The sequence below is a fragment of the Enterobacter sp. EGD-HP1 genome (assembly GCF_000733275.2).
Taxonomy (GTDB): Bacteria; Pseudomonadota; Gammaproteobacteria; order Enterobacterales; family Enterobacteriaceae; genus Enterobacter.
In genome coordinates this window covers 99,476-116,698 of sequence record NZ_AVOP01000032.1, presented here as the reverse complement: position 1 = coordinate 116,698, position 17,223 = coordinate 99,476, and the positions used below count along the sequence as shown (strand labels likewise).

20 protein-coding genes and 1 other annotated feature are annotated in these 17,223 nt (G+C 54.2%); of the genes, 5 read left to right on the top strand and 15 right to left on the bottom strand.

The genetic code is table 11. From position 1 onward, the window contains the following. Nucleotides 1–25: 25 nt before the first annotated feature. The 4 genes from yciA to N037_RS24190 form a co-directional block, all read right to left on the bottom strand. Nucleotides 26–421, bottom strand: coding sequence for an acyl-CoA thioester hydrolase YciA (yciA, locus tag N037_RS16190; protein WP_023335966.1), 396 nt, complete (start codon nt 419–421; stop codon nt 26–28). Between the two features lie 104 nt (nt 422–525). Then, a complete protein-coding gene (locus N037_RS16185; RefSeq protein WP_023312088.1) occupies nt 526–1,065 on the bottom strand; it encodes a septation protein A in 540 nt (179 codons plus the stop codon). 56 nt (nt 1,066–1,121) lie between these two features. Then, complete coding sequence (locus N037_RS16180) at nt 1,122–1,865, bottom strand: YciC family protein (protein WP_032642202.1); 744 nt, start codon at nt 1,863–1,865, stop codon at nt 1,122–1,124. Nucleotides 1,866–1,890: 25 nt separating this feature from the next. Beyond that, nucleotides 1,891–2,295 carry a YkgJ family cysteine cluster protein gene (locus N037_RS24190; protein WP_032642201.1) on the bottom strand — a complete coding sequence of 135 codons (405 nt, stop codon included), beginning with the start codon at nt 2,293–2,295 and terminating at the stop codon, nt 1,891–1,893. Here N037_RS24190 and N037_RS25110 point away from each other — a divergent pair. Together N037_RS25110 and ompW are read left to right on the top strand one after the other, a co-directional pair. Then, nucleotides 2,188–2,463, top strand: a complete 276-nt coding sequence (locus N037_RS25110; protein ID WP_197278584.1) for a hypothetical protein — start codon at nt 2,188–2,190, stop codon at nt 2,461–2,463. The genes N037_RS24190 and N037_RS25110 overlap by 108 nt on opposite strands. 114 nt (nt 2,464–2,577) lie before the next feature. Continuing rightward, nucleotides 2,578–3,210, top strand: a complete 633-nt coding sequence (gene ompW, locus N037_RS16175; protein WP_023335963.1) for an outer membrane protein OmpW — start codon at nt 2,578–2,580, stop codon at nt 3,208–3,210. 46 nt (nt 3,211–3,256) lie between these two features. Here ompW and N037_RS16170 read toward each other — a convergent pair whose 3' ends face one another. The 3 genes from N037_RS16170 to yedE all read right to left on the bottom strand — a co-directional run bounded on the left by N037_RS16170 (nt 3,257) and on the right by yedE (nt 5,163). Then, complete coding sequence (locus N037_RS16170) at nt 3,257–3,595, bottom strand: hypothetical protein (protein ID WP_032642200.1); 339 nt, start codon at nt 3,593–3,595, stop codon at nt 3,257–3,259. Nucleotides 3,596–3,721: 126 nt separating this feature from the next. After that, entirely contained in the window at nt 3,722–3,955 is a 234-nt protein-coding gene (yedF, locus tag N037_RS16165) for a sulfurtransferase-like selenium metabolism protein YedF (protein WP_006175744.1), read from the bottom strand. Further along, nucleotides 3,952–5,163 carry a selenium metabolism membrane protein YedE/FdhT gene (gene yedE / locus N037_RS16160; RefSeq protein WP_032642199.1) on the bottom strand — a complete coding sequence of 404 codons (1,212 nt, stop codon included), beginning with the start codon at nt 5,161–5,163 and terminating at the stop codon, nt 3,952–3,954. Before yedE ends, yedF begins: the two co-directional genes overlap by 4 nt. A 539-nt stretch (nt 5,164–5,702) precedes the next feature. Here yedE and N037_RS16155 point away from each other — a divergent pair. Continuing rightward, the gene (locus tag N037_RS16155; RefSeq protein ID WP_032642198.1) at nt 5,703–6,338 is read left to right on the top strand and encodes a response regulator transcription factor; all 636 of its coding nucleotides are present in this window, start codon (nt 5,703–5,705) and stop codon (nt 6,336–6,338) included. Between the two features lie 133 nt (nt 6,339–6,471). On the opposite strand, the gene trpA is transcribed toward N037_RS16155, so the two are convergent. The 6 genes from trpA to trpL all read right to left on the bottom strand — a co-directional run bounded on the left by trpA (nt 6,472) and on the right by trpL (nt 13,143). Beyond that, on the bottom strand, nt 6,472–7,281 hold the full coding sequence (gene trpA / locus N037_RS16150; protein ID WP_023335959.1) for a tryptophan synthase subunit alpha: 810 nt from the start codon (nt 7,279–7,281) through the stop codon (nt 6,472–6,474). Then, nucleotides 7,281–8,474: a tryptophan synthase subunit beta gene (gene trpB, locus N037_RS16145; RefSeq protein ID WP_023312081.1), complete on the bottom strand. Its 1,194-nt coding sequence runs from the start codon at nt 8,472–8,474 to the stop codon at nt 7,281–7,283. Before trpB ends, trpA begins: the two co-directional genes overlap by 1 nt. Before the next feature lie 10 nt (nt 8,475–8,484). After that, nucleotides 8,485–9,843, bottom strand: a complete 1,359-nt coding sequence (trpCF, locus tag N037_RS16140) for a bifunctional indole-3-glycerol-phosphate synthase TrpC/phosphoribosylanthranilate isomerase TrpF (protein ID WP_032642196.1) — start codon at nt 9,841–9,843, stop codon at nt 8,485–8,487. A gap of 3 nt (nt 9,844–9,846) precedes the next feature. After that, the gene (gene trpD, locus N037_RS16135) at nt 9,847–11,442 is read right to left on the bottom strand and encodes a bifunctional anthranilate synthase glutamate amidotransferase component TrpG/anthranilate phosphoribosyltransferase TrpD (RefSeq protein ID WP_023335956.1); all 1,596 of its coding nucleotides are present in this window, start codon (nt 11,440–11,442) and stop codon (nt 9,847–9,849) included. Then, nucleotides 11,442–13,004, bottom strand: coding sequence for an anthranilate synthase component 1 (locus N037_RS24680; protein ID WP_032642194.1), 1,563 nt, complete (start codon nt 13,002–13,004; stop codon nt 11,442–11,444). The genes trpD and N037_RS24680 overlap by 1 nt, the downstream gene beginning before the upstream one ends. 23 nt (nt 13,005–13,027) lie before the next feature. After that, nucleotides 13,028–13,122, bottom strand: a sequence feature (Trp leader region). Next, the gene (gene trpL, locus N037_RS25420; protein ID WP_106993556.1) at nt 13,099–13,143 is read right to left on the bottom strand and encodes a trp operon leader peptide; all 45 of its coding nucleotides are present in this window, start codon (nt 13,141–13,143) and stop codon (nt 13,099–13,101) included. (Overlaps the previous feature by 24 nt.) A 139-nt stretch (nt 13,144–13,282) precedes the next feature. Here trpL and rnm point away from each other — a divergent pair, with 139 nt between their 5' ends. Then, on the top strand, nt 13,283–14,164 hold the full coding sequence (gene rnm, locus N037_RS16125) for an RNase RNM (protein ID WP_032640987.1): 882 nt from the start codon (nt 13,283–13,285) through the stop codon (nt 14,162–14,164). Continuing rightward, nucleotides 14,161–14,781 (top strand): L-threonylcarbamoyladenylate synthase, encoded by a 621-nt coding sequence (locus N037_RS16120; RefSeq protein ID WP_003856793.1) that lies wholly within the window; start codon nt 14,161–14,163, stop codon nt 14,779–14,781. Before rnm ends, N037_RS16120 begins: the two co-directional genes overlap by 4 nt. A 542-nt stretch (nt 14,782–15,323) precedes the next feature. Here N037_RS16120 and N037_RS16115 read toward each other — a convergent pair. Further along, nucleotides 15,324–15,575 (bottom strand): bacteriocin immunity protein, encoded by a 252-nt coding sequence (locus N037_RS16115; protein WP_032642192.1) that lies wholly within the window; start codon nt 15,573–15,575, stop codon nt 15,324–15,326. Continuing rightward, a complete protein-coding gene (locus tag N037_RS16110) occupies nt 15,576–17,219 on the bottom strand; it encodes an S-type pyocin domain-containing protein (RefSeq protein ID WP_050511261.1) in 1,644 nt (547 codons plus the stop codon). Nucleotides 17,220–17,223 lie beyond the last annotated feature (4 nt).

Below are 17,223 nucleotides of genomic sequence, written 5' to 3'. Positions count from 1 at the left end.
ATGGAGGCTTTTTTTTGCCTGTCGATCAGGCCTGCGGAAGTTGACGAGGTTTACCCTCGCTGTCCACGGCGACATAAATAAACAGCGCTTCGGTGGCCTTATAACGCTGTCCAATAGGTTCAGAAGAGACTTTCTTAACCCATACTTCGATGTTGATTGAAATAGAGGTGTTGCCGCGCTTTACGCAGCGCGCGTAACAGCAAACCACATCTCCCACCGCAACCGGGCGCAGGAAGGTCATGCCGTCAACCCTCACGGTGACCACGCGCCCGTGGGCAATCTCTTTTGCCAGAATTGCGCCGCCCATATCCATTTGCGACATCAGCCAGCCGCCAAAAATATCGCCATTGGCATTGGTGTCAGCGGGCATTGCCAGTGTGCGTAAAACCAGTTCGCCCTGAGGGGCGTTATTTGTTGTCATTGTTTTAACTCGTAACGGAAGACTTCAGGCGGGATGCTACTATGATTTCACAGCGGAGAGAATAGACCAGAACGCCTGTCGTTGACGTTCTGGTCAGTCATTAATCAGTGCTTGTCGTCCTGCGGCATGTGGCGATAGATGTATACGCCGCTTAACAGCGTGAAGATAAGCGTCAGCGCGGTCAGGCCGAAGACCTTAAAATTGACCCAGATATTCTGCGGCAGCCAGAAGGCAATATAGATATTGGCAAGACCACAGAGAATAAAGAAGACCGCCCAGGCGATATTCAGACGGGACCAGACTTCCTGAGGCAGCGTCAGCTCTTTGCCCAGCATGCGCTGGATAAGCGGCTTCTTCATGACCCACTGGCTAATTAACAATGCGCCCGCAAACAGCGCGTAAATAACCGTCACTTTCCACTTAATAAATTCATCATTGTGGAAGAACAGCGTAAGCCCGCCGAATACGGCGACCAGGACAAACGTTATCAGCGCCATTTTTTCGACTTTACGGTAGCGAACCCAGCTGTAGATCAGGACTACGGCGGTCGCAACGATCAGCGCAGTGGTCGCGGCATAAATGTCATACAGCTTATAAAAAGCAAAAAAGACCACGAGCGGTAAAAAATCAAGAAACTGCTTCATTCTGTGATTCCATCTTCTGAGCGGGGCGGGAGACGGTGAAGTCCTCCGCCTCAGGATTACTGACGAATTAACATAAACAGGCGGAACAGATAGACCAGCAGTACCGCTGAAATTAGATTGCTCAGCGTATTCGCTACCACCGCGCCAACATTAGGCGTTAATACCGCAAAATTCGGTGCAAACAACAGCAGGAGCGTTTTGGCGAGCAGCCAGCCGATCACGGCGGGCGCTACCAGACGCATATTAGCCCATGCCAGTCTGATGCTGCTGCGCATCGCGGTAAAAATCCCCATCTTATCCTGTACAACCATAACAGGCGCAAATGAGAGCACGATAGCCAGTAATACGCCCGGCACCACGACCAGCATAATCCCCATTTGCACCAGCAGGGTGGTTAAAAAGATCAGGATAAACAGCTTAGGTAGGACTGGCGCACTGGCACCAATCGCCCGTAAGGCGCTGACCCGGTGACCCGCCGAGACCAGTTGAATCATCAGCAAAACGCCGCCCGCCAGAACCGCATTACCAATCAGGCCTGAGAACGTTGACGCGGCAGACGCCCGCAGCAGAATTTGCTGCTGCTCCGGCGTCATGTTTTGCACCAGTTCAAATAGCCCCACGCTACCCGCAAGATGATCGCCCTGGCTCAGGCTGGCAATCTGTTCATCACTCGGTGAGAAGGCATGGCCCAGCACCACCGTGATAAAGGCACATAGCAACGCGATCAGTAAAAAGGTTATGAACTGATTGCGGAAAAAGTTTCCCGTGTCACGGTAGACAGACTTCGCCGTGATAGACATGCACTCTCCTTGAGTATTGCAGGTGTTAATTAGCCGGCAATTGTACACCGGATGCGCCTGCTGTGGCAGCATCAAGGCTTGTATGGAAAAGCATATCTTTGTAAAGCGGCGGTAATCCAACGCGTGCCCGGGCGCGATTGCAGGCTTCGTTGACATGCCCATCTTCCCCGGACATGGCAAATTCCCGGCACGGGCTGGGCCGGTCCTCATAGATGGAACATCGGGTAGAGACCCCGGGCTCACCCTGTAGCGCCACGCAGCGAGCCTGTTTTTGGTTCGTGCCGCTCATGCAACGCAAAAAGGGGGTTAACGGCTCAGTAAGATGAACCGGAACGGTACCGCCGCCATCGCTGGCTTCGGCCCAGTAGAAAGAGACTCGAAAATACGCACAACAGGCTCCGCACGTCATGCACGGGTTCATATCACTCATGGCACACCTGCAAAAGAAGAACGCATCAAATCAACTTGTGAGAGCGATAAATTATCCAGCCGCCAGAGGAAGAGCAAGAGGGGGAAAACGGAAAATTTTGTAACCGTGAAATGCCAAAAATTGACATGGAAACAACTTATCGCTTTTGAATGCGTAACAAAAAATTAATCCAGATCAATGAATGTTAAGTTACTGGTTTTAATGTGATCTGTGGCAGATCACTTATTACTCTTTTGTGAGTATATTCTCACCCGCGATTAAAACCACAACGATGGAGCGGATATGAAAAAATTAGCGGTGGCAGCCCTTGTATTAAGCAGTCTCTCTGGCGGCGCGTATGCGCATGAAGCAGGCGAATTCTTTATTCGTGCCGGTTCGGCTACGGTTCGCCCAACTGAAGGATCGGATAACGTGCTGGGAATGGGCGGGTTTAACGTCAGTAATAACACCCAGTTAGGTTTAACCTTTACCTATATGGCGACGGATAACGTTGGTGTTGAGCTTCTGGCTGCAACGCCGTTCCGTCATCGTGTCGGTTTAGGGCCAACCGGCGATATCGCCACGGTTCACCATTTACCGCCAACGCTGATGGCGCAATGGTACTTTGGCGACTCAAGCAGCAAGGTGCGTCCTTATATTGGCGCCGGTGTGAACTACACCACCTTCTTTGACGAGAAGTTTAACGATACCGGTAAAGAGGCCGGTCTGACTGACCTCAGCCTGAAAGATTCGTGGGGTATGGCGGGGCAGGTCGGTCTGGATTATCTGATTAACCGCGACTGGTTGATTAACGCCTCGGTCTGGTACATGGATATTGATACGGACGTACGCTTCAAGGCGGGCGGTCAGCAGCAAAGTATCAATACTCGCCTGGATCCGTGGGTGTTTATGTTCTCTGCGGGTTATCGCTTCTGATCCGCCGTCAAACTGGCCACAGGGTGGCCAGTTTGCTTTGCTCACTTCAAAACGACGGATAAACCGGCCGCTCATCAAGCTTTACGCAGTGCCTCAGGACCTTTTCCCCATCATATAAATAGCTGAAAGCGTCGCTGGACAGGGAATGGAAGAGAATATCGCCGTTGGCAAACGGGATAATTTCGGTATCACCCGCACGTTTATGTCCCGCGCCGGTTTCAAAATGACCGCGCCATCGTTCCTGGGTATGGTCATAAACGTGCAGAATGACCTCTACAAGTCCTCTTTGCGGACAATTAAGGCGCAGGAAGGTAGAAGAGAAATTCAGGGACAGCGCATGGAAAGGAATTAATAAGGCGAAAACCAGTAAAGCTCGTAAATACATCAAACCGCGAAAACCTCCTTCAAAAGGGAAGTGAGATTTTACTTAAGTCAAAAATCGCGTTTTTGCCGTGGATCAAGATGTCTTATAATTCAATACGATAAAGGCCCCTGATGAGGCCCTTAGCGATCATTTTTGAATCAGATAGCGAATGGTTGGGCCATCCTGCTGGATATCCAGCACCGTGTAGCCGTGGTTTTTCGCATCCAGCGGTATGTTGTTGATAGACTGCGGGCAATCGCTGACCACTTCCAGTATTTCCCCTTTTTTGAGCTGCGGTAACGCTTCAAGCGTGGCAACAGCCGGGTAAGGACAGGGCTCACCAACCATATCCAGACGGTAATCGGGCACGATATCTTTCATACAGCATTCTCCTGGGTTTCTGTCTTAACACTCGCACGACGGAAGAAGCGTTTCTCCTGCGCGACAACCAGTAAAAAAGCGACCAGCAGCAGGGCATAGGTGACCAGCAGGCCGCCGAGGGGGCCGAAGGTGTTCAGCAGATTAACCTTGTCCCAGCTGGTGGCCAGAGCAGGAGACACGTCATCCCAGTAGTACGCCAGGATCGTCGAGCCAATCACATTTCCCAGGCCCACCCACCAGTAGTGCACCTGGCCTTCGACGGCACGATACATCCAGCCGGTTTCACACCCGCCAGCCAGCACGATCCCGAAGCCGAACAGCAGGCCGCCAATGACCGCGTTAGGACCGGCCCACATGATTTTCGGTTCGACGCCCAGCTGGACATAGCTGAAGATGCCGATGGCGCTGACCGCCATCCCGGCGATAATCGCTTTCGCCATCATCGTGCGCCCGGTGATCCACATATCACGAAAGGCGGAGGTGAAGCAGATCTGCGCGCGTTCAATGAGCAGACCAAAACCCACGCCGAACAGCATGGCCAGTCCGAGTTTGGGCTGATTCATTGCAGTGCAAAGTGCCCAGGCGACCATCGCAAAAAAGACCAGCATACCGAGGCGGAAACGGCGACGCGCCTGGTCTGGCTTCTGGGTTAACGGAGACGCTGCACTGACTTTTGTCATTTTCACCGGAATGCGGAACAGCGGCAGCAGGGTGAATTTTGCGCCAAAGTAAGAGCCGATGGCCGTGGCGACGGCAAAGAACCAGGCGTGAAGTGAAAACTGAGGAATACCCGTAAAGAAAGCGGCCAGGTTACAGCCCATCGCCAGACGGGCCCCAAACCCGGCAATGATACCGCCGACCACCGCCTGCATAATACGAATACGACTTTTGGGCATCCGCAACTTAACGTTGTTTGCCCACAGCGCCGCTGCGAAGCACCCGCCGAACATGCCGATGATCATCATCCCGTCGATGCGGGTGAGCGGGGTGCCGTCCAGATGAATGAGCTTAAAGTATCCCCACTCTTCGGTATGCACGCCTGCGAGTTGCAACAATTGACCACCCCAGCGGGTGAACTCGCCGGTCACGGCCCAGAAGGTGCCGGTAATGCCGAAATAATAAGTAGAGAGAATGCCTGCCGCGATAACGGCCGGAACGGGTGACCAGAACTTAACCAGGTAAGTCTGTTTGAAGGAGTGCCATGACATGAATAAGCCTCTGAACTCAGAAGGTGTAAGTGAATTTAACAGACTGGAATATATATCTTTTTCGTTGATCTCAAAACCTCTCCAAATCTTTTCTCCAAAATACCACCCCTTTTTATGACCTCAGTCATTAAACCGTGCTGCGTTTTGATTTTTCCAACGGCTGCGGAATTCAGAGAAGCAAGAGCCGTTGATATAACTGATGCTCTGACAGGTATAAAAATCTCACTTTAAGAACACAGCGCTAAGAGGATTCCCGCGATATGAGTCAAATATAGACAAAAGGGGTTTCTTGAAAGCCGATTTTTATCAGTACCGCTGCTTAAAAACGATTTTTATATGTATCTGGTTTTTCAGAATATACTCATGCTAATTGCCTTCGCTAAATTAGAATATTCACATATGGGTTGTTTAGTCTTTGATTTTGTTACTTTCGGTTATTAAGCGATATCAGACATAGGTGTTGGCAACCCTAAAATTTTTGTGAATGGACGCCTCTGTTCGTATTATGTACGTTTGAGGCCAGGTAAGGAGAGAGTGATATGGAAGATGTTGTTTATGTTATTGATGATGATGATGCATATAGGCTGTTTGTTGTTCAATTGTTAATGGCGAAGGGCTATCAGACTTTTGACTTCAAAAATGCCGCAGAATTTCTCTCCTGCCCCATAGCCGATCATCCTTCATGCTTAATACTTGAAATCAACACGCCAGACATTAACGGATTCGATGTGATAGATGCCCTGAAGGAACGTGGCTGTACAATACCGATAATTATCCTGACTAAGGCCAGTTCAATCCCACTCTGTGTACGAGCGATGAAAGCAGGCGTTCGGGATTTTTTGACGAAGCCAGCCGAACCAGAACACCTTATAAATGTCGTGAAAGATGTGCTAATCGAAGCGACTAATAATTTTTTAGAGCAGCAAAGAATATTCGAACTTTGTAAAAACTATCAGGCATTGACACGGCGTGAGAAGCAGACTTTTGAGTTGGCGATTAATGGCCTGCAAAATAAACAAATTGCGTCTGAACTGGGCATATCAGAAATTACAGTGAAGGTCCATCGACGTCGGGTTATGGATAAAATGCAGGTTCGTACTTTAGCTGATTTGGTCCATGCTGCCGGCACTTTACAAATTGGTAAGTCCCGATGTCCGCCCCGGAAACGCTATTAATAAAGCACAATTGAATCAGTCGTCATTATTGGCCTGTCTATTACGTTCTTAAATAGCGGCCCGCACGTCAGCAGTATGAAGAGTGATAACCAGGAAGGATAACCGTCTGGCAGGGAGCCAGACGGCGGAGAGGTTATGCTTTGCGCGTTGCGGCTTTCATGCTGCTGACGAACGCTTTCAGTTCGGCCAGCATCTGCTCTGGCTTGTCGACGTTCCTCTCAATGATTTTGACGATAGCAGAGCCGGAAATCGCACCTGCCGCCTTCGCGTCAATCGCTGCGCTGACCTGATCGGGAGATGAAATCCCGAAGCCCTGCAGCGGAGGTGCGGCGTGGTATTCAGCCAGCTTTTCCACCAGATGATGCAGCGGCAGCGCCGCCTTGTTCTCGGCACCGGTCACGCCCGCGCGGGAGAGCAGGTAGGTGTAACCGCGCCCGTAAGAGGCTATCTGGCGCAGCAACTCGTCGTCCGCGTTCGGTGGGCAGATAAAAATCGGGGCGACGTTATGGCGCATCGCAGCCTGGCGGAATGGCGCAGACTCCTCAACCGGCACGTCTGCCACCAGAACGGAGTCGACGCCCACGCGCGCGCACTCGGCATAGAACTCATCAATACCGCGGTTGAACACCAGGTTGGCGTACATCAGCAGGCCGATTGGAATTGTGGGGTGCTTCTGGCGAATCGCCGCCAGCATCTCGAAGCACTGGGTTGGCGTCACACCGGAGGCAAATGCGCGCAGCGTTGCGTTCTGGATGGTCGGGCCGTCCGCCAGCGGGTCAGAGAACGGAATACCCAGCTCCAGCGCGTCGGCACCGGCTTCAATCAGGGTGTCGATAATCTTCAGCGACTGCTCCGGGCCCGGATCGCCCAGGGTGACGAAGGGAACGAACGCGCCTTCCTGGCGGGATTTCAGTTCTGCAAATACGTTATCGTAGCGTTCCATCAGATTTCCCCTCGTGCTTTCAGAATATCGTGAACGGTGAAGATATCTTTGTCACCGCGGCCGGAAAGGTTCACCACCAGCAGCTGCTCTTTTTCCGGGTTCTCTTTCATCATTTTCAGCGCGTGCGCCAGGGCGTGAGACGACTCCAGCGCCGGGATGATCCCTTCGCTGCGGCACAGCGTTTTAAAGGCTTCCAGCGCTTCGTCATCGGTAATGGAGACATAGTCTGCACGACCGGTGCTGTTCAGATACGCATGCTGTGGACCGACGGACGGGAAGTCGAGGCCAGCAGAGATAGAGTAAGACTCTTCAATCTGGCCCTCATCGGTTTGCATCATCGGGGATTTCATCCCGAAGTAGATGCCCACGCGGCCATGCTTCAGCGGCGCGCCGTGTTCACCCGATTCAATGCCGTGACCGGCTGGCTCGACGCCAATCAGACCCACGCTGGTGTCGTCGATAAAGTCTGCGAACATGCCGATGGCGTTAGATCCGCCGCCAACGCAGGCGATCACCGCATCCGGCAGGCGACCTTCTTTTTCGAGGATCTGCGCTTTGGTCTCTTCACCGATCATGCGCTGGAATTCGCGCACGATAGTCGGGAACGGGTGAGGGCCCGCCGCAGTACCAAGCATATAGTGTGCGGTTTCATAGCTGCCAGACCAGTCGCGAAGCGCTTCGTTACAGGCATCCTTCAGCGTGGCGGAGCCGCTGTGTACCGGGATCACTTCTGCGCCCATCAGACGCATACGGAAAACGTTCGGAGACTGACGCTCAACGTCTTTCGCCCCCATATAGATGCGGCATTTCAGACCGAGCAGGGCGCTGGCAAGCGCAGAGGCCACGCCGTGCTGACCCGCACCGGTTTCGGCGATGATTTCGGTTTTACCCATACGTTTCGCGAGCAGCGCCTGGCCCAGCACCTGGTTAGTTTTATGCGCGCCGCCGTGCAGCAGGTCTTCACGCTTCAGATACAGCGTGGTTTTGGTGCCTTCCGTCAGATTGCGGCATTTGGTCAGCGCGGTTGGACGACCGGCGTAATTTTTCAGCAGGTCGGTAAATTCCGCCTGAAACGCCGGATCTTTCTGCGCGCTGACAAACGCTTCTTCCAACTGGCGCAGCGCGGGCATCAGGATTTGTGGGACGTACATCCCGCCGAATTCACCAAAATACGGGTTAAGTAATGTCGTCATCTTCTCTTCCTTAATATGCACGCAGAGTTTTAAAAACCGAGGCCAGCTTGCTGGCATCTTTAATACCCGGTTCTGACTCTACGCCTGAATTGAAATCGAGGCCTGCGCAGCCCGTTTTGGCGGCTTCTACGCAGTTATCGGGGCTTAATCCGCCCGCCAGCAGGACGTTGTCCAGTTTTTCGCCGTTCAGCAGCGACCAGTCAAACCGCTGGCCGGTACCGCCCTGGCCGTTATCGAGGACGTATTTATCCACATGGTTCAGGTTACGCGAGGGCAACGTATCGCCAACGCTTTGCGCTTTCCAGATTTGCACCTGTGGTGCCAGCGCGGCGCGCAGGGCATCGATGTAGCTCTGGTCTTCATCGCCGTGGAGCTGCACCGCGCTCAGGGATAACGCGTCGGCTTTGGCCACAACGTCTGCAATATCTGCGTTGCGGAAAACGCCCACGTAGCTGAGCGGAGCCGCTGCGATCACCTTACGCGCCTGCTCTTCGCTGACCGCGCGAGGAGAGGAATCCACAAAGATCAGCCCGCCGTAAATCGCCCCGGCTTCATACGCGGCCTGGGCATCCTGTTCGCGGGTCAGGCCGCAGACTTTGTTCTCACCCAACAGCACGCGGCGCACGGCCGCATTGAGATCGTCATGCTCCATCATCGCGGAACCAATCAGGAAACCGTTGGCGAAGTGGCTCAGCTCGCGCACCTGGGCGTAGCTGTTAATGCCGGATTCGCTGATCACCGTGACGCCTGACCCCAGACGCGGCGCCAGCTGGCGCGTACGGTTCAGGTCAATGGACAGGTCACGCAGATCGCGGTTGTTAATGCCAACCACTTTGGCTTCCAGCGCAATTGCGCGCTCCAGCTCCTCTTCGTTACTCACTTCGGTCAGCACGCCCATATTCAGGCTGTGCGCCACGGCTGAAAGCTGGCGATACTGCTCGTCGTCGAGCACCGAGAGCATCAGCAGGCAGGCGTCGGCCTGGTAAAAGCGCGCCAGCCAGATTTGATACGGGTCGATAATAAAGTCTTTGCACAGGATCGGCTGCGGCGCGATGCCGCTGACGATCGGCAGAAAATCGAAGCTGCCCTGGAAATATTTCTCATCCGTCAGCACGGAGATGGCTGACGCATGATGCTTATAAATGCCGGCAATACGCGCCGGGTCGAAATCGTCACGAATAACTCCTTTAGAAGGGGACGCCTTTTTGCACTCAAGAATAAACGCGGTGCGCGCACCCTGCAGGGCATCATAGAAACGACGTTGGCTTGGTACGACGTCATTCTGGAAACTGGCAAGCGGCTGCTGTTGCTTGCGGGCTTCCACCCAGATGGCCTTATCGGCAACGATTTTCGCTAAAACGGTCTGCATTCTTTACCCTCTTGCCGCAAGTGCGGTAACGCGATCGTAAGCTGCACCGGAGCGCAGTACATCCAGAACTTTTTGAACGTTGGCCTTCAGGTCTTCCTCACCGTGCAAACGCATCAGCATGGCGACGTTGGCTGCAACGGCGGCCTCGTGGGCAACCTCTCCTTTACCTTGTAATAAGCGCGTGAGAATGTCACGGTTTTCTTCCGGCGTACCGCCAGCCAGCGCTTCCTGGTGGTATGGCGCAAGGCCGAAGTCGGCAGCCTCCAGCTGGTAGCTCAGGATTTCACCGTCGCGCAGTTCGGCCACCAGCGTCGGCGCATGAAGAGAAACCTCATCCATACCGCCGCTGTGCACCACGGCGGCACGTCGATAACCCAGCACGCGCAGCGTCTCGGCAATCGGCAGGACCAGCTCAGGGCTGTAAACGCCAATCAGCGCCAGCGGCGGGTGGGCCGGGTTGATCAGCGGGCCGAGTACGTTAAACAGCGTACGGGTTTTAAGCTGCTGACGAACCGGCATCGCGTGGCGGAAACCGGTGTGATACTTCGGCGCAAACAGGAAGCAGACGCCAAGATCGTCCAGCGCTTCACGGGAACGCTCGGCGTTCATATCGAGATTAATACCGAATGCGGCGAGCAAATCGGAAGAACCTGACCGGCTGGAAACGCTGCGGTTACCGTGCTTCGCGACCTTCAAACCGCACGCCGCCGCCACGAAGGCGCTGGCGGTGGAGATATTGATGCTGTTACTGCCGTCTCCCCCGGTGCCGACAATATCGGCAAACTGATAGTCCGGGCGCGGGAACGGGGCGGCATTTTCCAGCAGGGCCGTAGCGGCACCGGCGATCTCCTGCGGACTTTCGCCGCGCACCTTCATGCTCACCAGCGCGGCTGCCAGCTGCTCAGGCTTCAGCTCGCCGCGAACCACGGCTGAGAAGAGCTGATGGCTCTCCTGCTGGCTCAGGGTCTGCGCCTGGTACAGTTTCTCGAGGATCGGCTGCAGGGTGTTGGTCTGCTCCAGCTTCTGTAATGCCCAGTCGAGCGTCTGCTCCAGCAGGCGGGCGCCGTGGGAGGTCAGGATCGATTCCGGGTGGAACTGCAGGCCGCATACGCGATCCGTATCATGGCGCACCGCCATCACCATCCCTTCAAACGAGGCGTTGATGGTCAGCCCGGCGGGAATATTGCTGCCAACCAGCGAGTGATAGCGCGCGACCGGGAGCGGGTTTGGCAGCCCGGCAAACATCGCCTGGCCGTCATGTTCAATGCTGGACGCTTTACCGTGCAGGATCTCACCCGCCTGGCCAACGTAGCCGCCGTAGGCTTCCACAATGGCCTGATGACCGAGGCAGATGCCGACGATCGGCAGTTTGCCGCGCATGCGGGTCAGCAGCTCCGGCATACAGCCCGCTTCGCTCGGTGCGCCTGGCCCAGGGGAGAGCATCAGCACCGGGTTTTGCATGGTGGCCAGACGGTCAATCAGGGTCTGCGCCGGAACGTGGTTGCGGTAGATAACGACGTTGTGGCCATTCGCACGCAGCTGATCTGCCAGGTTATAGGTAAAGGAGTCGATATTATCGAGCAGCAGAATGTCAGCCATCAGAAAATCTCCTGTGCATGGTGTGCGGTTGCAATGGCGCGAAGGACCGCACGGGCTTTGCTGCGCGTTTCGTCAGCTTCAGACTGCGGAACAGAATCAAGGACAATCCCGGCACCCGCCTGAACGGTGGCAATCCCGTCTTCAACATAGGCGGAGCGGATCACGATGCAGGTGTCGAGATCGCCGTGGGCGGTGAAGTAGCCCACCGCGCCGCCGTAGCTGCCGCGACGGCGTCCTTCGGCGGCGGCAATCAGCTGCATGGCGCGCACTTTCGGCGCACCACTTAGGGTGCCCATGTTCATGCAGGCGCGGTAGGCGTGCAGCACGTCGAGGTCGTGGCGCAGCTCGCCGACCACGCGGGAGACCAGGTGCATCACGAACGAATAGCGGTCGACTTTGGTCAGGTCAGCCACGTAGCGGCTGCCGGGGGTGCAAATGCGTGCCAGATCGTTACGCGCCAGGTCAACCAGCATCAGGTGCTCGGAGAGTTCTTTCTGGTCGGTACGCATCTCCAGTTCGATGCGGCTGTCCAGATCGCGATCCAGGGAACCGTCGGCGCGACGCCCGCGCGGACGGGTACCGGCAATCGGGTAGATCTCAATCTGACGGCTGGTGGCGTCGTATTTCAGCGAGCTTTCCGGCGAGGCGCCGAACAGCGTGAATTCGTTGTCCTGCATGAAGAACATGTACGGGCTTGGATTGCTCTTTTTCAGCACGTCATAGGCTGCGAGCGGCGACGGGCAGGGAAGGGAGAAGCGACGGGACGGCACGACCTGGAAAATTTCCCCGGCGCGAATCGCCTTTTGCATCTGGCGAACCACGGCGCCGTACTGGTCGTCAGTCTGGTTAACGTCGCAGGTCATTTTCTCCACGCGCTGCACCGGCAGCGCAGGCGGCGCTTCCGTCATCTGCTGCTGCAGCTGAGCGATGCGGTGCTCGAGACGGTTTTTCTCAGCGGGAGAGGACGTGAACAGGCTTGCCTGAATTCGGGTGTATTGCTTCTGATGGTCGATCACCAGCAGCGTTTCAGCCAGATAGAAACAATAGTCCGGGCAGCGATTACCCTGCTCGGTTTCCGGCAAATCTTCAAATCCGGCGACCAGGTCATAAGCAAACAGCCCACCAAAGAACATCGCCTCACGCTCGTCTTCCGGCACGGTGACCAGGTTCTGCAGCAGGCGGAAGGCATCGAAAACGGACAGGGAGCAGAGGCGCGCGTCTTCGTCCAGCAGCTGGCTCACCGGCGGGAAATGCAGAATGCGCATGTCCGGGTGGCGCTCGTTTTCTATGCCAGAAGGCAGGGCGGCGTCCAGCAGTGGCAACAGCGATGCACCATTCTCTGATAACGCCTTGATAGTGACAGTGTCACCTAAAGCGGTAATGCGCAGCGCGCTGTCGACCAGCAGCAGGCTCTTGAGATCGTCTTTGCTGTCGATATCCGCAGATTCCAGCAGCAGCGTTGCCGGGCGAGCCCCGCACACCTGATGAAACAGCGCGGTGGGGTTGTGGCGATAGGCCGCCTCGCAGGTCAGCAGTTCGAGATGAGGTTTGGCTGTTTGCATGTTGTTGTTCTCATATTTTGTTCAAAAAAAAGCCCGCTTAGTCGCGGGCTGGGTATCTGTTTGCATTTCGCAGACGCGTGACACGGCCCGAGGATCAGGAAGTACGCCACCAGCCGTGCAGAGTGAAATGTGCTGTCATTTTCAGATACCTTTCTCGTGTGAACTTGCGTACTAGTTAACTAGTTCGATGGCGAGTTGTCAACCCTTGATTTCAGAATTTCGCGTTAAGTCGGTATCATGGTGTTTTCGGATGTCTCCAACCTGTTATGGGAAGTGCTTTGAGCGATACCACCTACGCCATTATTTATGATTTACACAGCCATACTCAGGCCTCTGATGGCCTGCTGACACCCGAAGCCCTGGTTCATCGCGCCGTTGAAATGCGCGTCGGTACGCTGGCGATTACCGATCATGATACGACAGATGCCATACCGGCGGCCCGTGCTGAGATCGCGCGCAGCGGGCTGGCGCTGAATCTGGTGTCCGGCGTTGAGATTTCAACCGTCTGGGAAAACCATGAGATTCATATTGTTGGCCTCAATATCGATATAGACCATCCGGCACTGACGGCATTTTTGCAAGAACAAAAAACGCGGCGTAACCAGCGTGCAGAGATGATCGGCGAGCGTCTCGAAAAGGCGCATATTCCGGGCGCGCTGGAAGGCGCGCAAAAGATGGCAAACGGTGGGGCGGTCACTCGCGGTCATTTCGCCCGTTTTCTGGTCGAAGCAGGCAAAGCGACGACCATGGCGGATGTCTTTAAAAAGTATCTGGCACGCGGTAAAACCGGATACGTTCCGCCACAGTGGTGTACAATAAAACAAGCTATTGATGTGATTCATCATTCTGGCGGTAAGGCCGTGCTGGCCCATCCGGGGCGGTATAATCTTTCTGCTAAATGGCTGAAAAGGCTGCTGGCGCACTTTGCCGAATGCGGCGGTGAGGCGATGGAAGTCGCCCAGTGTCAGCAGGCGCCCAACGAGCGCGCGCAGCTCGCGACCTATGCCCGCCAGTTCGGCCTGCTTGGGTCACAGGGGTCTGATTTCCATCAGCCCTGCGCCTGGATCGAACTGGGGCGCAAGCTCTGGTTGCCCGCTGGCGTTGAGCCTGTCTGGCAGCTCTGGGAACAGCCGCAGCAAATTGAAGAGAGGGAAGTATGAGTCAGTTTTTCTATATCCATCCGGATAACCCGCAGCCACGTCTGATCAACCAGGCCGTGGAGATCGTCCGCAAAGGCGGCGTCATTGTCTACCCGACCGATTCCGGCTACGCGCTGGGCTGCAAAATTGAAGATAAAGGGGCAATGGAACGCATTTGCCGTATTCGCCAGCTGCCTGACGGCCATAACTTTACCCTGATGTGCCGCGATCTCTCTGAGCTGTCGACCTATGCGTATGTCGATAACGTGGCGTTCCGCCTGATTAAGAACAACACGCCGGGTAACTACACCTTCATCCTGAAGGGCACAAAGGAAGTACCGCGTCGTCTGCTGCAGGAGAAACGCAAAACCATCGGCATGCGCGTGCCGTCGAACCCGATTGCGCAGGCGCTGCTGGAAACCCTCGGCGAACCGATGCTCTCTACCTCGCTGATGCTGCCGGGAAGTGAGTTTACCGAGTCCGATCCGGAAGAGATCAAAGATCGTCTGGAGAAGGTGGTTGAGCTGATTATTCACGGTGGCTATCTTGGCCAGCAGCCGACCACTGTGGTCGACTTAACCGAAGATGCACCGGAAGTGATTCGTGAAGGCGTGGGTGATGTAAAGCCTTTCTTGTAAATAAGGTTCTTAATGCCTGATATTCAGGGAAGAGCGGAGGCTGGATCTCTCCAGCCTTTGTCAGTCATCTCACCTTCTTGAAGATGAGTAGGATCAGAGGGACACAAATAACAAATCTGTAAATTGCTGCATCGAAAACTATGCCTGTAGCTTGAAGGATAGAATCAATCGAAGCATGGTATTCATTCAACGGTACAGGGTTGGAAAATTGCATACTTTCATTTTCGCTTAAAGCAGAAAATGAAAATGTCGCTAGCGCCAACCCGATAAAGTAACAAAGCGATACAATGCAGATTCCGCTCCATCGGAGGATAGCTCTAGTTCAACTCGTCATCGTCATGAGAACCACCTAATACGCCGCCCACAGTGCCGCCTGAATATGGGGACAATGAATCTCCAATAGCCATGCCATCTGCAAGGATATGCTGAAATTTCCCACCGGGAGTTTCCTGGAATGGCTGCAAATTGCCTGTCTCCTTTACTGGAGTGAACATACCAAAATCAGGTAATTACACATTTTAATTACAGTCTCCAAATGAGGTTTACTCTTCACGAAAGCCGGGTTTACCGTTGGCTTTACGCCATTCTTTTACCTCTTTAACCACCCCTTCAGGACTATCTTCACGGTCATCTCGGGGGTAGTAGATAAGGTCAGACCCGTCAGGGTGCTCGGTCAGGCGCTTAAACTCCAGTATGTTTTTTATATCTTCACTTTCTGAAGTGTCCGCAACGTTGAAGAGTTTACGGACGAACTCCAGGAACTCGTATTCTGTGTAGTCACTTATGCTTTTCAATTACTCACCTCGATGGATCGCAATGTGGCGTTTCGGTGTTACAACGCCCATGTTGTCAACGTCGTACACTTCGCCGCCTTCGCTGATCGGTCTAATATGATGAATATCATATTTGATCTTGCCGCCAACTTGTTCAGATTCTCTCGGGACGGGTGCTTTTCCTGCTCGAATATTACCTAAGTTACCTCGTTTAAATTGTTGGCTCAATTCATGATCTTTGCTCACTTCTAGCCAGAATGCTTGCCTAAAGCCGTCAAAGTTGGAGAATGTACGCCCACGCAGTTTATCGGCGATCTTAGATGGAATAGGAGAGCCATTCCCCTGACCCGCATCGGTTAACCATGTGCCTGTCACTTTCTGGCCTTTGCCTGTGACTTGCCCCGGCAGGTTGCGAAGATAAACATAAATTGGGTCAAACGTCCCGGTGGGATGCACGAGAATATAATCCCGGAATGGGCGCTCTCCCGGCGCTGGCGTTTCTGTTGACCACGGGCTGTTGATTTCACTTTCCGGGTAAACCAGCACGTTCGGCGGAATGTAGACTTTATCCTTATTGCCAGTGCTGGAAGGTGAAGCGTATCCCGGATCGTCCGGCGTCCAGACGATTGTCGGCTTGTCTGCGCCATCCTCCCAGAACTCATAGTTCCCGGTGGTGGTGTTCTTCTGAAGCATACGCACCGGAACTTTGTCCTTTCCGCCTCTGGCGCTGACGTGGAAGCCTTTCGGTCTCATGGTGCCGAACTGGTCAGCTTCCCAGCGAAAGCGAACACGGGTCGGTACATCTTCTTTATTTCGTGCGGCCTGCTCAAGGCGCATCCTGTCGATATAGTCCTGTTCGCCGCTGTTAAGCTTTGGCGAGTAAAACATACCGAAAAGAAAAACTGTTGAGGGGGGAGGTGCAATCCAGCGACCAGCGGTTGCAAAGTTCCCGCCGATTTTCTGCAATGCTGAATATCCTGCCTCGGTTGTTACACCTTTCGTAATCCCGGTAGTTGTCGCTAATCTTGCTGTTGCCATTCCCGCTGTCGCAGCGGCTTTGGTTGTGTCGGGGGAACTGAAAAGGCGCTTATACCACGGGCGATTATCTTCCGGCGGCGGTATTGGTTCGGCTGGTTTGTGCTTCTTTGCTGCCTGTGCGTGCTGAACAGGTTCTTCTTTCGGTTGTTCTGCTTGCGGTGTTGCACGGTAATAACCAGCGTGACCGAAGTTATCAACAGATTCCTGATCGGTTCCTGCGTCAGTGCAACCATCTCCCCGCAGACAGGATTTTGCAAAAACGGGTAGAGCACTCAGGGCTGCCGCAGCGGCATTAGCTTTGTTAATAGGCCATTCTGCCGCCCGTTTTTGATGTTCTTCGAAGGGGTTTTCTGACGCATCTTCAGCCCATATTGTCGTGCTACCTAATACCTGATTGTTTTTGCAGTTACACAGCACCTGATCACCTGTGGCGACGCAGGGGTGGTTTTCAGCAAAATGGTAAGCGGTGCCGTTTATTTCGAAGAAACCCTTACAAGTATCCTTCGGGCAATATGCAGTGTCACCGAGTAGGGCGATTTTCCGTTCTTCAATAATCGTCGATGTTGCGGTAGCAATATATCCACCGCTCGTTGTTTTGTCTCCGAGCCTTGCCAGTGCTCTTGTCATAAGT

Excerpts from the sequence above, each read along its gene's own strand:
- yciA (WP_023335966.1), bottom strand. The coding sequence starts at position 421 with ATGACAACAAATAACGCCCCTCAGGGCGAACTGGTTTTACGCACACTG.
- N037_RS16185 (WP_023312088.1), bottom strand. The coding sequence starts at position 1,065 with ATGAAGCAGTTTCTTGATTTTTTACCGCTCGTGGTCTTTTTTGCTTTT.
- N037_RS16180 (WP_032642202.1), bottom strand. The coding sequence starts at position 1,865 with ATGTCTATCACGGCGAAGTCTGTCTACCGTGACACGGGAAACTTTTTC.
- N037_RS25110 (WP_197278584.1), top strand. The coding sequence starts at position 2,188 with ATGAACCGGAACGGTACCGCCGCCATCGCTGGCTTCGGCCCAGTAGAA.
- N037_RS24190 (WP_032642201.1), bottom strand. The coding sequence starts at position 2,295 with ATGAGTGATATGAACCCGTGCATGACGTGCGGAGCCTGTTGTGCGTAT.
- ompW (WP_023335963.1), top strand. The coding sequence starts at position 2,578 with ATGAAAAAATTAGCGGTGGCAGCCCTTGTATTAAGCAGTCTCTCTGGC.
- N037_RS16170 (WP_032642200.1), bottom strand. The coding sequence starts at position 3,595 with ATGTATTTACGAGCTTTACTGGTTTTCGCCTTATTAATTCCTTTCCAT.
- yedF (WP_006175744.1), bottom strand. The coding sequence starts at position 3,955 with ATGAAAGATATCGTGCCCGATTACCGTCTGGATATGGTTGGTGAGCCC.
- yedE (WP_032642199.1), bottom strand. The coding sequence starts at position 5,163 with ATGTCATGGCACTCCTTCAAACAGACTTACCTGGTTAAGTTCTGGTCA.
- N037_RS16155 (WP_032642198.1), top strand. The coding sequence starts at position 5,703 with ATGGAAGATGTTGTTTATGTTATTGATGATGATGATGCATATAGGCTG.
- trpA (WP_023335959.1), bottom strand. The coding sequence starts at position 7,281 with ATGGAACGCTACGATAACGTATTTGCAGAACTGAAATCCCGCCAGGAA.
- trpB (WP_023312081.1), bottom strand. The coding sequence starts at position 8,474 with ATGACGACATTACTTAACCCGTATTTTGGTGAATTCGGCGGGATGTAC.
- trpCF (WP_032642196.1), bottom strand. The coding sequence starts at position 9,843 with ATGCAGACCGTTTTAGCGAAAATCGTTGCCGATAAGGCCATCTGGGTG.
- trpD (WP_023335956.1), bottom strand. The coding sequence starts at position 11,442 with ATGGCTGACATTCTGCTGCTCGATAATATCGACTCCTTTACCTATAAC.
- N037_RS24680 (WP_032642194.1), bottom strand. The coding sequence starts at position 13,004 with ATGCAAACAGCCAAACCTCATCTCGAACTGCTGACCTGCGAGGCGGCC.
- N037_RS16120 (WP_003856793.1), top strand. The coding sequence starts at position 14,161 with ATGAGTCAGTTTTTCTATATCCATCCGGATAACCCGCAGCCACGTCTG.
- N037_RS16110 (WP_050511261.1), bottom strand. The coding sequence starts at position 17,219 with ATGACAAGAGCACTGGCAAGGCTCGGAGACAAAACAACGAGCGGTGGA.